The organism is Bacillus cereus group sp. Bce019 (assembly GCF_051781745.1).
GTDB lineage: Bacteria > Bacillota > Bacilli > Bacillales > Bacillaceae_G > Bacillus_A > Bacillus_A cereus.
This window is the reverse complement of the sequence record NZ_JBPWJX010000009.1, coordinates 86,376-100,503: the sequence shown is the minus strand read 5'-3', so window position 1 is coordinate 100,503 and position 14,128 is coordinate 86,376. Positions and strand designations below refer to the sequence as shown.

Genomic DNA, 14,128 nt, shown 5'->3' with positions numbered 1-14,128 from the left:
ATAAATGATTTTCATAGACAAACAAAGATAAATCGAACATTTGAGGAAAATCATGCCAACTATGCAATATCTTCATGCTATATACAAGCATAAAAAGCATAAAAAACATAAACAATAATACGTATATTATGGGAGGTGTTTTTTATGGATGGCAAAAAAAATAAAAAGACCGAACAACTCCAATCTTTCATGCGTGAAAATGAAGGAAAGGAGATGACAACAAATACAGGTATTAAAATTTCAAACGATGAAAACTCTTGAACTGCCAGTGATCGTTTCAGAACGATTAGGCATAGTGCAGGGAACGCCAAATGGACAGTGGGAAGTAAATGATACTTTCTTAACAGGCTCACCACTCCTTTATGATGGATTACTTCTTATCGGCGGAGAGATGGATGATCATTTTCTTAACAAAGCAAGTTCATTTGTCGTAGAATCATATAATCACTTTAAGCTGATTGGCTCCTTCCAAAACGGCTCTTCTATTATTCAATCTTTAAATATCGAAGGAAAGCCTGGTGTTTTAATAGAACAAGACCCTACGAGGCTAGCAAATGAATTTATTAAAGCAATGACAAAACAACGCTTTTGGGATAGAGCATATTCATAAAACAGGGGGAAATTTATGTTTGTTACTGTCGAGAAAGATGTGCATATTTTTGTGCAAGACGTTAATCCTGGTCCAGGTAGTAAGACTGTTTTCTTCGTTCACGGATGGCCTTTAAATCATCAAATGTATCAATATCAACTCAATGTTTTACCAGAGCATGGCTTTCGCTGTATCGCCATGGATATACGAGGGAATGGGCAATCTGATAAGCCATGGACTGGTTACACGTATGATCGATTAGCCGATGATATCGCAATTGTTCTGGAAGCACTTCAAGTAGAGAACGCTACATTAGTCGGTTTCTCAGTTGGTGGTGCTCTTTCTATTCGCTATATGTCTCGCTATAATGGGCGCCGCATTTCTAAGCTCGCATTAATTGACGCTGTCTCCCCCTCTTTCGTTAAAAATCAAGAGTCCCCTTACGGTGTACCGAAAGAACAAGCAGATGCTCTCATTAATCAAATGTATGCTAATTTACCAAAATTTTTAAATGATGTATCTTTATCCTTTTTTAATAGAAACTTAGGGGCTGCAACCCTTGAATGGTTTTCTTATCTCGGTATGCAGTCCGCTTCTTATGCCCTTATAAAAATTTTACAAGCAGCTGCAAATGAAGATGTAACGAAAGATTTAAATAAAATTAACGTCCCAACAAAAATCTTCCACGGCGTTCACGACCAACTAATTCCTTACAAAAGTGCTGAGCTTACGCAGCAACGAATTAAAAATTCTCAGTTACATGCTCTTACAAATAGTGGTCATGGTTCACCAATCGATCAAGCGGATGAATTAAATAAAGAACTGATAAAATTTTTACATGCATAACAACTGCAATACAAGAACGAAAGTTAATACAATCGATTTTTCACAAAACATAAAATTCACATATTTCTCACAAATACACAAATAAAACGATTACATTTTCATATATACTAAATGTACAAGTAATACTCCCTAAACCCAGCTTGTCTGGTTACCCCGTTAAATACTATGAAAAAAGAACTTGTATCGTTATACAAGTTCTTTTTGTTTCTTTTATTTAAAGAGGATATCTTTACTATATTGATTTCCAACGAGTAAATCATATTGAAGCATTTTATATTGCTCTAACATTTCTTTTTGTTTCTTTGTTAAATCATTGATTACTTCTCCATTTTTATCAACTTTTAATTCATCTCTAAGCACTGGTATTTCCTTGTAAAGTTCCGATAAAAATTGATAAAATAAGGATTTATTTAATCCTGCATAATCAAAAATAAGATTAGAAAAATGAATTGGGCTTACTAAACCTAAATTATCATTTGGCATATCAAAGTTTGCATACATTAATAGCGGTGTTTGCGCCATCGCTAAACGTTCATTCGGTGTTTTTTCATTCGTTATATACCCATTTTCTTTATAAAAAGATTTATTTGTTCCTAATGATGGAAGATGATCTCCAAAGAATACTAATAATGTAGGTCTATCAAAATTATCTAGTTGCTCTATTAAATATTGAAGAGCCTCATCTGAACGTCTTAATCCTTCTGTATACGTCTCTAATTCTCCCTTTGATTCTTCATTTTCTAGACCACTAATTTCGATTAGGTTTTCACCAAATCGGCCCTCTGTAAATGGAAAATGATTTTGCATCGTAACTGCATGAATAAATGTAGGTTGTTTTTGTTTCTCTAACTCAGCAATTATCTCTTTACTCATCGCTAAATCACTAATATAATCTCCATCAATATCCACATTTTCCATCGTGTCCTCTGCATTAAACTTATCAAACCCTAACACCTTATATACATCATCACGTTTAAAGAATGTGCGACCAAATGAATGAATTGCACTTGTATAATAACCTTCTTTTTTCAACGCTGTAGGAATTGATGGAATTTCTTTCTTATTTGTAATAACCTGCTGATATGGTATAGAACCTGGCTTTAACAAACTCATTGAATAACTTGTTAATGCCTCAAATTCAACGTTCGCCGTATTCCCCCCAAATGTAGGAGAAATAGTTTGTCCACCAGGAAAGTTTTCTATATAATGATGTAAATTTGGTACAGGATCTTCACTAAAAGAAAGGTTAGTTACTTTCGTCGGATCCCAAAACGATTCACTCATTACAAAAATAATATTCGGTTTCTCTTTTTTATTTTGGCTTCCTATATTTCCACTATATTGTTTGTTTATATCGTTTGCTATTTGAAGCATATTTTCTTTAGAATAATTTTTTGGTTTTTCCATAACTGTTGTATCTAAATTGCTAATAAACCCAAGTACAAAACCATTTGAAGCATAGTTCTCATTTTGATTCCACAAAACAAAATCTACACCTGATTTTTGAAATACTTTATTCATAAATGTATTCGCAAAATTACCATACGCATATAGAACAAAAATAGACCCTACTACTAATAAGGCTCTTATTCCTAGATGAATCTTTACATTTTGAATATACCTTCTCATATATATCCCTGCTACAATACAAGCTACGATACTTACGATAATGACAAAAATATAACTCCAACTAAAATAGTCCATCACCATCGGTATAACAGATTGCATATGCGTAATTTGTGTGAAATCAGAAGGATATAACGGATCACCTCTGAAAATAAGCTTCAAATAATTCACAATACATAAAATGACTAACGTACAGCTCGTTAAAACCATACTTAGAAAAACCTTACCTATTAAATTATATACAAGAATATATATTGCATAAATTACTACAAAACTTAATATAAACTGCATATTATAAAAGTAAATCCAATTCATTGCCTCTATGAAACTCATATTAACTTGCATGACAATATAAAATAACGCTACTGTATGAGCTAGCAAAAATAATATAAAATGCACTCGTAGGGATGCTCTAAGTATAGACATCTCTTTTTTATTGAAATGCGTAATATAAAACGTTATGCCCCATACGAAAATCATCATAACACTTAAAACAAGCTTTTGATTTAAATGATCTTTCATCATGTCTAAATTGAAAACCTTTAAAATCATAAACAGCATAGTTATTACTAATAAAGTCACCATACTACTTATAATGCTAGAAATTAATATATTTCTTTTTGGAAGATGAAAAAGTGTAGAACCATACTTCAATTCATTCCCTCGTTTCTATGTCTTAATTTCCCCCGCATCGAAAGAACTATTTCTATTAAAATAACATATATTACATATTTCGTCTGCATACTTGTTTCTATCATAAATGTATTGTCTTAATATTCCCTTAATCAACAGTTAAATTGTGGCATACAAATTACTCATTCTTGAAAAACTTAATTTCAGCATTCCACTTTATGATATAATAACTATGTTTTGGAAATCCTTAATACTATTAAAGATTTCACATAAAAATACGAAAGAATTAATAAAAAAGGAGTTGCTCATTTTTGCTTACTAAGTTTAAGAGTTTGCCTAAAGCGGTATATGTAATTTTGGCGCTTTCTTTCCTGTTGCACGTTTTTTGTTTAGTAAAACAGCCAGGATTAGATGGAGAGTTAGTCAAAGTAACATATGGTGCAAATGATGCCTTTAACTATTCGTTAACAGCTGAACAACTATTAAAACATGGTGTATTTGGTTATGTGTATTTAGAACCTAGTGAAGTTCCAGGAAAAAATGCATATATTACACCAGGTCAGCCATTACTATTAGCTGGCGCTATGATTATTTCTGATATTACATCAATTCCTTACTATTACGTAGCAACTGTTATTAACATGATCATGAACCTTTGCACAGTGCTATTAGTATTCTTAATAGGAAAAGAATTGTTCGAAAAAAACATTTATGGAATTGTTGCAAGTATTTTATATGCTATTTATCCAAGTAACTATACATACTTCCGTACATTGCTAACAGAAGTTCCATCCATATTCTTATTGGCGTTATGTGTATATGTATTTGTTCTCGCATGGAAATACAATAAAGTGAAATTCCATATATGGTTTGGAATTGTCGTTTCAATTTTACTTATGTTCCGTCCAAATCCAGCTCCAATGATGCTCATTCCTGTTCTTGTTGTGTTATTTACATATGGATTTAAAGACTCCATTCGAATCGGATTGTTATGGTTTATCGGACCTTTCTTTATTATTGGCGCATGGGTTGTTCGTAACTACTTAGCACTCAACCAATTTATTTTATTCTCAACCCAAGGTGCAGATCCACTAATTGCCGGTGCAGATCCATTTAATAAAATTGGATATGAAAATATAGTAAATGAAATGAGAGCTAAAGGCTTAGATGACAAAGGTGCATACGCAAAAGAATTAATCAAGAACGGATTTAAGACGGACTTCACTTATTGGTTCTCTTGGTTCACTGTCGGTAAAACAATTGAATTATTCAAAACAGCTCCTGCTGTAGACCAATACCGTATTCACAACTTTATGCAACTATGTCATAGAGTGTTTATCATCGGTACATTCTTGAGCAGCTTCTGCTTCATGCTAAATTCATTTAAACATAAACGCGTTATGATGCTAGTAGCAAGTTCTATTATTTACATTATCTTCTCAAACTTATTCTTAGCAATTAATCGCTATGGATTTTTCATTAATCCTCTTATGTGCTTAATTCTTGCATACGGATTAATTCACATTGTGCAGAAACTGCCATTCTTCCGCACTAACCAAGCATAATAAGAAAGAGGTCGTCCACCGTTGGACGACCTCTTTCTTATTCCCCACACTTTACACACGGCCAATTTGTCTATTCTGTAATTACACTTTAATTCCGTATGTATGTGTTTCTGTATTTGTCAAAATATCTTTCACAACACCACTCACTGTTTTATGTATAAATGCAAGTTTTTTACAACTATTACTATAACGAAAAGAACCCGCCACAAGACAGGTTCTTTTCGTTATTTTATGATAAAAGAGAAGATGATTAGCATGTGTATTATATAAAAGGAAGCAGCCATATTTTCCATACGATACATACGAGTACTGTAACTACAAAATCAAAAAAATCTAATCTCGGGCCTTTTTTCATATTCATATGTAGCCACATATGAAACCATTTTATTTTTGTATATTTATGGATGTTTTTCTTTACAAATCGGTAAATAAGCATTTGCATAATAAAAAATCCGGCCACAAAAATAAATAATAAGATGAGAAATCCAATCACAAAATTCCTCCTATTTTTGTAGCGTTTTTTCTACTATCCGATTTTTCAAAACCCACTCTTCAAACTGGGCACTTCCAAATTCCCAACTAAGGTCGCGAGCATGTACAGAAAAAACGTAATAACCGGCATATTCATCCATAAACCTACCTAACTCTACATCGTCTTTCTGAATACCGTATACTCCAAAATTAAAATACACATCCCATACGTCTTCATTCTTCCTCTTATAAGCAATCGATTCCATATCACATTCTGTCCCGAAATAATCAAGATGTAAATGTACGCTATCATCGTATTCGTACTCCATTTTATCACCCCTTATATTTGTACTTCTTTACCTCCAAAAAAATTCCTGCTATCTACACTCACATATGGGCACTCACCTACATATCATGCTTGTAGAGTGACTTCTGGGAGGTGTTATATAGTGAAAAAATTAATCGCGATTTTTTGCATCATATTACTAGCTGTTTTTACTTTTGCTGCTTGTAGTAGTAAAAAAGAAAGTACGAAAGAACAAACCCAAAACATTCGCGTCGGCGAAGTTACCCATTCTCTCTTCTATGCCCCATTATATGTCGGGATTGAAAAAGGATTTTTTAAAGATGAAGGACTAAATATTGACCTACAAACAACAGCTGGTGGCGATAAAACGATGACCACCCTATTATCTGGCGGAATTGATATTGCTCTCGTCGGTTCTGAAACATCTATTTACGTTCATCAACAAGGAGCGAAAGACCCTGTCATTAACTTTGCACAACTTACACAAACAGATGGGACATTTTTAGTTTCACGTAAAAAACTAGACTCTTTTAATTGGAATGACGTAAAAGGTGTTACATTTTTAGGACAGCGTAAAGGCGGCATGCCGCAAATGGTTGGGGAATACGTTTTAAAGAAAAATGGCATTGATCCTCGTAAAGATACGAACTTAATTCAAAATATCGAATTTGCTAATATTGCAAATGCCTTTGCATCTGGTACAGGAGAGTTTGTTCAGCTCTTTGAACCGACTGCAAGCATATTCGAAAAAGAAGGTAAAGGTTATATCGTCGCTTCATTCGGAAATGAATCTGGTACTGTTCCTTATACAACATTCATGGCAAAAGAAAGTTTCTTAAAGAAAGATAAAGCTGCAGCTGAAAAGTTCACACGTGCTCTCTATAAAGCACAGCAATGGGTTGATACACATAGTCCAGAAGAGATTGCTGATACTGTTTCCCCGCTATTTAAAGACACTTCAAAAGACATTACAGTAAAAGTAATTGAACGGTATAAAAAGCAACATTCTTATGCGACAAATCCACTACTAGATGCGGAAGAATGGAAACAGCTCCAAACGATTATGAAAGACGCTGGTGAATTACAAAAAGAAGTCCCACATGAAGCGCTCGTCAATACAAAAATTGCCGAAAGCGTTATTAAGAAATAGAGGCGAAGTGTATGAGTTTTTTACAAATACGTAACGTTTCTCACTGCTTTTTTGCAAAAGAGAATGCCAAACTTATTCTTGAAGATATGAGCTTACAAGTGGAAGAAGGCGAATTTATTTCTATACTCGGCCCAAGTGGTTGCGGTAAAACAACGCTCCTCTCAATCATTGCTGGATTACTTGATCCAATTGATGGTATTGTCTTTTTAGATGGTGAACCAATTACAACGAAAACATCATCTATGGGATATATGTTGCAGCAAGATTACTTATTCCCGTGGAAAACGATTGAAGAAAATATTATGCTTGGACTTCATATTCGAAGGATTTATGATGAACAAATGAAAGAACATACTTTAAACCTTTTAAAGCAAGTCGGTCTACATGGGGTAGAAGGACAATATCCTCGTGAACTATCCGGCGGTATGCGTCAACGTGCTGCTCTCGTTCGAACGTTAGCAACTGATCCGAAAATTTTATTACTAGATGAACCATTCTCCGCACTCGATTATCAAACGAAATTAAAACTAGAAGAACTCGTTTTCAACTTACTAAATAAATATAAGAAAACATCACTACTTGTTACTCACGATATTGAAGAGGCGATTGCGATGAGTGATCGTATTTATTTACTGCAAGCGAATCCTGGAAAAATCGCGAAAACCTTTATCGTCCCGGAAAGTATCCGTTCTTTATCACCGTTAGAAGCACGCCATCACTACGATTTCCCAGCCCTCTTTCAAGATATATGGAAGGAGCTGGAACGACTTGGATAATATAAAACAACTACATGAACAATTTCGAAAGAAAGAACGCAGGCGTGCTTGGATTGCTCGCTCACTACAGCTTTTACTACTTATTCTTTTCTTTGCACTATGGGAAATAGCTAGCAAAAAAGAATGGATCGATCCTTTACTCTTTAGTTCTCCTTCGAGTATTTGGGATCTCTTCTTAACGAAATGGATCGACGGTTCACTTTGGATCCACATATGGACGACATTGCTGGAAACAGGAGTAGGCTTCATTCTCGGAACGGTACTCGGTGCTATTATTGCCACGTTTCTTTGGTGGATGCCACTTCTAGCCCGCGTACTTGATCCTTACCTCGTCGTCCTAAACGCAATGCCAAAAGTTGCACTCGGTCCAATCATCATCGTTATTTTCGGTCCAAACATTTCATCTTCTATCGCAATGGGAGTAATCATTTCCATCATCATTACCATTCTCGTTATTTACAGTGCATTTCAAGAAGTCGATTCTAACTATATAAAAGTGATGGATACATTTGGCGCAAATAAATGGCAATGTTATAAGCAAGTCGTTCTCCCTGCATCCTTTCCAGCAATTATCTCAACGTTAAAAGTAAATGTTGGTTTATCCTGGGTTGGTGTTATTTTCGGAGAACTTCTCGTTTCCAAACAAGGACTTGGCTACTTAATTAGCTACGGATTCCAAGTCTTTAACTTCACACTCGTCTTACTTAGCGTACTACTCACATGTGTTCTTGCAACTCTTATGTATGTATTTGTTGAGGCATTTGAAAAAATTCTAATTGGAAAAAGAAAAAGAAGCTGACTCAAAACAGTGCGCTATAGTCAGCTTCTTTCTTTTACCTTTTATCACACATTTTCGTTTCATTTGTAATGTTTCCATCCGCAACCGTAACTGTATGGAAACAGTCTTTCACACGTACTGTAACGACATTATCTTTTCGATCTATCACATGATAATCATTAAACTTTTCATTCAAAGCACTACGAATTTGCTCCCCTTCAAAAATCGGAAAACCGTGAGACATTACCCAAATGAGACCAGCAACAGCAAGAATCGTTTTCATACGTTTCATTACCTCCTCGAGAGTAAACTTATAGTCCCTACAACACGCGCATTATAATTGTGTCTAAATTGTGACATTTTTATACTAATTCTCTTTTATGCCTCCAGTTCCTTCTTCTTTTTAATAAAAATACAGAATTTTCAATTTTATCAACATAAGAAAAAACGCAAAGAATTAAAAATTCTTCACGCTTTTCTTTAATGAAACTATATCGAAAGCATAACTCACATTAGTCTCCACTTTGTTGTTCTATCGTTTTTGAAACATCATATAATCCCGACAGCACTTCCGCTCTCATTTTTACAAGCTCAGGAAACTGATAGAAGAAAGCAATTTTCTTATATTTTAACTCTGTACCTTCTTTCACCTTTTTTGAATCTTGTAAAATGAACGCTGTAAATGTATCTGCGATATCTTCCGTTACATTTGTTGTTCCATATAGCGATACAAAATCATCATGCTTTTCTTTATAAAATTCAATTTGTGCCTCTTCACTTTCTTCTACTTTCTTTTCTGTCCACTCTTGCTCAATTGGTTTCCAAAATTCATTATAAAATTGGTTAATATACGAACTTTTTCTCACACATCCATTTTTCACGAACACCGTTTTACATTTATTTCGATATGATGAAATGTCTTTCTCTTCATCAAACGCCTCTAAATACTTTCTATCCACTGGTACTTGTTTATGTCCAATCGTTAATACGTGAGCCGTTTCATGAATTAATGTTTTCATCACTTCATCTATATTCACCCCAGAATCAAGCACGTCTAAACTAAGCACCCAATCTCTCGGGTCATCTATACTTGGCATGACATGGGCAACAACGCCATCATAACCATCCGTTATTAGACCAAATCCTGTTATATTCTCACGATATTTCACTGGGACGAGAGTGCGATACATGTCCCATAAGGTTTCATGATACTCTCTATCTTGTCGCTGACTTAACAAATCATCTTTTGCTACTTCGTCATCTGCAAAAACTTTATTCAATCTCTTACGATCCAATTTCTCAAAATAAGGATCTACAATTTCATCATCATCGATATAATAAGAAGCTAAAAAGAAGTAATTGTCATCCTCTTCTTTTTTCTGTTCCGCCTCTTTCATATTCATACTTTCATACTCTTCTATGTCATAATCTTCTACTTTTTCAAGTTCTGAAAGTCCCTCTATCTTTTTATATACTTTTTGTAATGTTTTATCTCCTATTTGCGTGCACTCTTCTTCTGTTTTACAAATTTCTTTTTCTTTTGTAACCTCGATAGCACTATCGCATCCTGCAACTAAACCGCTTGCTATAATACAACACACTAACTTACCATACAGTTTCTTCATGCAATCCCCCATTATTCCATTCTACAAAATATCATAATCATTTTTTTGCGAATATGCGATAATTAATTATAAAAATTCCAAGGAGGCTTCTCATGATTCGTGCAATCTTATTCGACTTAGATGGAACACTATTAGATCGGCGCCAATCTTTAGAACAATTTATTTGTGAGCAATATAATCGCTTCTCCTCACATTTGATGAGTATAGAGAAATCAGAGTATTGTTCTCGATTTCTTGAACTCGATAATAATGGCTATACGTGGAAGGATAAAGTATATGCTACTCTCCTTTCCGAATACAACATTACTACGTTAACACCAGAGCAACTACTGCAAGACTACATTACAAACTTTCAACATCATTGTATCCCTTTCCAAAACATGCATAAACTACTTCAACAACTAACGCAACAAAACATTAAAATCGGTATTATTACAAATGGCCTTACTGACTTTCAAATGAACAATCTCCGCGCGCTAAACATACATACGTATACAAATACAATTCTCGTTTCCGAAGCGGAAGGAATAAAAAAACCACATCCTGATATTTTCGAACGAGCTTTACAAAAGCTAGACGTTAAGGCTACAGAGTGTCTTTATGTTGGAGATCATCCAGAAAACGATGTGCTTGGTTCTGAACGAGTAGGGATTTTTGGTGTGTGGAAAAGAGATTCATTTTGGGGTGACTTTAATCATTTACGTGTGGTGGATGATTTATTGGAGGTGCTTTCGTTTTTAGAGGTGGAGCTTAAACGGTAAACTGTTGCTTACTTGGTTAATCTATAACTAGAAATTTTTTATAAAACTGTACGTTGATAAGATGTGCTTCCCTTATTTTATCTTCTATCTCATGAATTTTTTTCTATTCTCTTCCCATTCTTTCTACTTATAAAAAAAGCCTAGCATTTATGCTACGGCTTCCTACTTTATGTTCTTTAAAATGTTGCGTAATCCACAAAGATTTTCTCCTCTTTTATATAAAATTAGGATTAATAGAAGAATCTATATTTATATATTCTTTTTTGCATTGTACGAAACAAAGTCTATAAACATATCCGTAATACCAACTTTAACTTTAATTTTACTTTTCGTTTTTATCATAAAGAAAATTGTATTCTATTACTAGGTGTCATAATTTTACACTGTAGAAATCCATTTCATCTGTAATAGAAAAACCTGCGCTTCTGTATAGACGGATTGCTTGTTCATTATCTGCATTCACACAAATAGAAATTTCTTCTACTTTTACAAAGCTAAATAATTCATACAATCCATAGTTTAAAAGTTTTAAGCCAATCCCTTTATTTCGCACTGAAGGATGGACCGCAATGTATTCTATATTTCCCTCTTTAAATTCCAGGCTCCCTTCAATATAAATATACCCTAACAAAAGGCCTTCTTTCTTAAAAACGAATAATTTATTTTCCTCATTTATTCTATTAATAATTGCTTCTCCACTATAATAAGTATCTGGAAATACTTTATCATGTAACTTAATAAAACTTTCATAAAATCCAGATGTAATTGGTTCTATTACTAAACTAGGATAATACACGAAATTTGAGGGGTGTATTTTTAAAATCACATGTTTTCCTTGTTTATCCACAACTAAATCGTTCATGAATTTTTTTACATTTTTATTTTTCCTATTAAAAAAACCATTAAATGTATGTACACTTCCTTCCAATTTGGATACTCCTATTTTCCACAGCTTTGCTGCTAGCCTTTCCCACTGCTCTTCTTTATGAATAAAAGGTCCCCAAATTTCAGCTGTTTTAGTGTCACTATCTACATCAAAACCAAGTGCTCCAACAATTTCTAAATCCTCATACAGAATAGTAAACGATTTTTCAAAACTACAGTCAGAAAATTCATTTTCTAAAGTGCTTTTTATTTCATCCTTTTGTATCCCACAATAACCAACATGATATTCTGGTATTTGATTTAAAGTCGCAATATAAGAAGCTAATTTAGTTAACTCTCTGTTTTCTCTCTTATACTTAGTCATCTATTCTTCTCCTTTATCTAGTAATGTCCAAATAGACCTTTGTTTTTAGCGATTTTTTCGCATCTCCAAAATACAATTAATCCTATAACTAAATAGATACATGCATTTACTATAAGAAATAATAACTCTGCTCCCCCAATAGAGAACAATGATTTTTTATTTATGGCTATATCCCTAATCAATTGTAACCCTAACATAAACGGACCGTATTTTAGGAAGGGAGCTACCGTTAACGGAATAAATGTCAGACCCATAATAATAAATTGAAATAATTGTAAGATGTAATCCACCTGTTTTAAAATCATTGTAATTCCAGCTATCGCATAACCAATTCCAAATACGCCTATTAATGTAATACATAAAATAGGTAATATAGAAATTAAATCAATATTTAGCCATTGATTTGCTGTTAACATAGCACCAAATAACAAAAAAGATATAGTCACCAAATTAATTAATATTGTGCTTATCATCCTTGTAAGTAATATAAAAGAAAGTTTATACGGTGTTAAATATAGCTGTTCTAATGTCCCTTGTCCTGCCTCATTCGATATCTCCCAACCGATTCCTTGTGTTACCGTTAAAATAAGAAACCAAAAAACATAATTTAAAATTACCAACTGTATGTTATGCTCTATTGTATTAGGATCACCAACTAAAGTTATACCTAAAAAAAATCCAAGAAAAACCAAGTAAAATATAACCAATTCACTTATTGTGTTAGGAAGATAGCGTAACATATTTATACCTTCCCTTCGTAAATTGGAAATAAAGATATTATATAGACCCATATGCCACCTCACCCTTTATTAGCTTCAAAAATACTTCCTCAAAATTAACTTGATCTTTCTCAATAGACTCTATTTCAATATCAAATTGCTTTAGATAATTCATAATAGAATAAAAATCATCATTGCTAGATATTGTTACTTTAATAATATCTTTTCCATCTTTTTCAATTATGTGAATTGAATCATTTAGTTTGTATAGAGTTTGCCTGTATGTTTCTTTTAGATGTATACTGGTAATAAATTGATAGGACTTAACTTGGAATAAATTCATTAGATTCAAAACGGTGTCATTTGTTATAATTCTTCCATTACTAATAATTACAACTCGATCACATAACTTTTGAATTAAATTCATATCATGGGAGCTAATTAATATAGTTTTATTTTCTGTATTCACGATTTCTTTTAAAAATGTTCTTATTTCATTATTAGATTCCACATCAAGTCCGAGAGTTGGTTCATCTAATAATAGAATTTCTGTATCAGCCATAAGTGCAATAATAATAGCTACTTTTTGTTGCATACCACGAGAAAGATTTTTTACAAGTTCATTTTTCTTCTCGTATAATTGGAATCTTTCTAAAAAGTAATCTATTCGAGATTGAATATGACCACGGGATATTCCACGATTCCCCAAAAAATATTCTATATTTTCTTTCACTGTTAGACGCCAATATAAATTACGATTACCTTCTAAAACAGAACTAATATGTTTCAGCGCTTTCTTATTTTTGTGTGTTACAGATATACCATTAATCCTTATATCCCCTTCATTGGTTTCTATAAGACCGCATAGACATTTTATTAATGTTGTTTTTCCAGCCCCATTGATACCTAAGAGCCCAACGACCTCCCCTTTTCCAATATTAAAAGAGATATTGTTTAATACTTCTACTTGTTTATTTCTAGTTTTATACGTTTTTTTTACTTTTATAACTTCTATCATTTTTTCTCCTCACTT

At 33.2% G+C, this 14,128-nt stretch carries 15 protein-coding genes and 2 pseudogenes; 8 read left to right on the top strand and 9 right to left on the bottom strand.

What is annotated here, in order from left to right; genetic code table 11:
• Positions 1 to 144: 144 nt before the first annotated feature.
• From ACS2QP_RS14680 to ACS2QP_RS14670, 3 genes and pseudogenes are all read left to right on the top strand, one after another.
• Positions 145 to 261, top strand: a complete 117-nt coding sequence (locus ACS2QP_RS14680) for a hypothetical protein (protein WP_002182974.1) — start codon at positions 145 to 147, stop codon at positions 259 to 261.
• Between the two features lie 4 nt (positions 262 to 265).
• Positions 266 to 610: pseudogene (locus tag ACS2QP_RS14675) on the top strand (catalase); the annotation flags it as partial.
• 15 nt (positions 611 to 625) lie between these two features.
• Positions 626 to 1,435: an alpha/beta fold hydrolase gene (locus ACS2QP_RS14670; protein WP_000498278.1), complete on the top strand. Its 810-nt coding sequence runs from the start codon at positions 626 to 628 to the stop codon at positions 1,433 to 1,435.
• A gap of 210 nt (positions 1,436 to 1,645) precedes the next feature.
• On the opposite strand, the gene ACS2QP_RS14665 is transcribed toward ACS2QP_RS14670, so the two are convergent.
• Positions 1,646 to 3,715: an LTA synthase family protein gene (locus tag ACS2QP_RS14665; protein ID WP_326303934.1), complete on the bottom strand. Its 2,070-nt coding sequence runs from the start codon at positions 3,713 to 3,715 to the stop codon at positions 1,646 to 1,648.
• A 290-nt stretch (positions 3,716 to 4,005) separates the two neighbouring features.
• Between ACS2QP_RS14665 and ACS2QP_RS14660 the strand changes: the two genes are divergently transcribed.
• Entirely contained in the window at positions 4,006 to 5,259 is a 1,254-nt protein-coding gene (locus tag ACS2QP_RS14660) for a glycosyltransferase family 39 protein (protein ID WP_000956221.1), read from the top strand.
• A gap of 81 nt (positions 5,260 to 5,340) precedes the next feature.
• On the opposite strand, the pseudogene ACS2QP_RS14655 reads toward ACS2QP_RS14660, so the two are convergent.
• From ACS2QP_RS14655 to ACS2QP_RS14645, 3 genes and pseudogenes are all read right to left on the bottom strand, one after another.
• Positions 5,341 to 5,412: pseudogene (locus tag ACS2QP_RS14655) on the bottom strand (DUF2196 domain-containing protein); the annotation flags it as partial.
• A 109-nt stretch (positions 5,413 to 5,521) separates the two neighbouring features.
• Positions 5,522 to 5,752, bottom strand: coding sequence for a hypothetical protein (locus tag ACS2QP_RS14650; RefSeq protein WP_438882552.1), 231 nt, complete (start codon positions 5,750 to 5,752; stop codon positions 5,522 to 5,524).
• A 10-nt stretch (positions 5,753 to 5,762) separates the two neighbouring features.
• A complete protein-coding gene (locus ACS2QP_RS14645) occupies positions 5,763 to 6,059 on the bottom strand; it encodes a DUF3986 family protein (protein ID WP_000455580.1) in 297 nt (98 codons plus the stop codon).
• A 120-nt stretch (positions 6,060 to 6,179) separates the two neighbouring features.
• Between ACS2QP_RS14645 and ACS2QP_RS14640 the strand changes: the two genes are divergently transcribed.
• Genes ACS2QP_RS14640 through ACS2QP_RS14630 form a run of 3 tightly spaced genes read left to right on the top strand, consistent with a single transcriptional unit; the run spans position 6,180 to position 8,762 of the window.
• Entirely contained in the window at positions 6,180 to 7,187 is a 1,008-nt protein-coding gene (locus ACS2QP_RS14640) for an ABC transporter substrate-binding protein (RefSeq protein ID WP_332283875.1), read from the top strand.
• Between the two features lie 11 nt (positions 7,188 to 7,198).
• Complete coding sequence (locus tag ACS2QP_RS14635) at positions 7,199 to 7,963, top strand: ABC transporter ATP-binding protein (RefSeq protein WP_000009035.1); 765 nt, start codon at positions 7,199 to 7,201, stop codon at positions 7,961 to 7,963.
• Positions 7,956 to 8,762, top strand: a complete 807-nt coding sequence (locus ACS2QP_RS14630; RefSeq protein WP_332283874.1) for an ABC transporter permease — start codon at positions 7,956 to 7,958, stop codon at positions 8,760 to 8,762. The genes ACS2QP_RS14635 and ACS2QP_RS14630 overlap by 8 nt, the downstream gene beginning before the upstream one ends.
• Positions 8,763 to 8,796: 34 nt before the next feature.
• Here the strand turns inward: ACS2QP_RS14630 and ACS2QP_RS14625 are convergent, their stop codons facing one another.
• Entirely contained in the window at positions 8,797 to 9,024 is a 228-nt protein-coding gene (locus tag ACS2QP_RS14625; protein ID WP_000849112.1) for a hypothetical protein, read from the bottom strand.
• 229 nt (positions 9,025 to 9,253) lie between these two features.
• Entirely contained in the window at positions 9,254 to 10,366 is a 1,113-nt protein-coding gene (locus ACS2QP_RS14620; RefSeq protein ID WP_438882551.1) for a recombinase family protein, read from the bottom strand.
• Between the two features lie 92 nt (positions 10,367 to 10,458).
• Between ACS2QP_RS14620 and ACS2QP_RS14615 the strand changes: the two genes are divergently transcribed.
• On the top strand, positions 10,459 to 11,127 hold the full coding sequence (locus ACS2QP_RS14615) for an HAD family hydrolase (protein ID WP_438882550.1): 669 nt from the start codon (positions 10,459 to 10,461) through the stop codon (positions 11,125 to 11,127).
• 370 nt (positions 11,128 to 11,497) lie between these two features.
• Here ACS2QP_RS14615 and ACS2QP_RS14610 read toward each other — a convergent pair whose 3' ends face one another.
• From ACS2QP_RS14610 to ACS2QP_RS14600, 3 genes are all read right to left on the bottom strand, one after another.
• On the bottom strand, positions 11,498 to 12,376 hold the full coding sequence (locus tag ACS2QP_RS14610) for a GNAT family N-acetyltransferase (RefSeq protein ID WP_061667122.1): 879 nt from the start codon (positions 12,374 to 12,376) through the stop codon (positions 11,498 to 11,500).
• Between the two features lie 17 nt (positions 12,377 to 12,393).
• The gene (locus ACS2QP_RS14605; RefSeq protein ID WP_254905504.1) at positions 12,394 to 12,996 is read right to left on the bottom strand and encodes an ABC transporter permease; all 603 of its coding nucleotides are present in this window, start codon (positions 12,994 to 12,996) and stop codon (positions 12,394 to 12,396) included.
• Between the two features lie 157 nt (positions 12,997 to 13,153).
• Positions 13,154 to 14,113, bottom strand: a complete 960-nt coding sequence (locus tag ACS2QP_RS14600; RefSeq protein ID WP_061667121.1) for an ABC transporter ATP-binding protein — start codon at positions 14,111 to 14,113, stop codon at positions 13,154 to 13,156.
• Positions 14,114 to 14,128: the final 15 nt, after the last annotated feature.

Excerpts from the sequence above, each read along its gene's own strand:
- ACS2QP_RS14635 (WP_000009035.1), top strand. The coding sequence starts at position 7,199 with ATGAGTTTTTTACAAATACGTAACGTTTCTCACTGCTTTTTTGCAAAA.
- ACS2QP_RS14625 (WP_000849112.1), bottom strand. The coding sequence starts at position 9,024 with ATGAAAACGATTCTTGCTGTTGCTGGTCTCATTTGGGTAATGTCTCAC.
- ACS2QP_RS14610 (WP_061667122.1), bottom strand. The coding sequence starts at position 12,376 with ATGACTAAGTATAAGAGAGAAAACAGAGAGTTAACTAAATTAGCTTCT.
- ACS2QP_RS14680 (WP_002182974.1), top strand. The coding sequence starts at position 145 with ATGGATGGCAAAAAAAATAAAAAGACCGAACAACTCCAATCTTTCATG.
- ACS2QP_RS14615 (WP_438882550.1), top strand. The coding sequence starts at position 10,459 with ATGATTCGTGCAATCTTATTCGACTTAGATGGAACACTATTAGATCGG.
- ACS2QP_RS14670 (WP_000498278.1), top strand. The coding sequence starts at position 626 with ATGTTTGTTACTGTCGAGAAAGATGTGCATATTTTTGTGCAAGACGTT.
- ACS2QP_RS14645 (WP_000455580.1), bottom strand. The coding sequence starts at position 6,059 with ATGGAGTACGAATACGATGATAGCGTACATTTACATCTTGATTATTTC.
- ACS2QP_RS14620 (WP_438882551.1), bottom strand. The coding sequence starts at position 10,366 with ATGAAGAAACTGTATGGTAAGTTAGTGTGTTGTATTATAGCAAGCGGT.
- ACS2QP_RS14600 (WP_061667121.1), bottom strand. The coding sequence starts at position 14,113 with ATGATAGAAGTTATAAAAGTAAAAAAAACGTATAAAACTAGAAATAAA.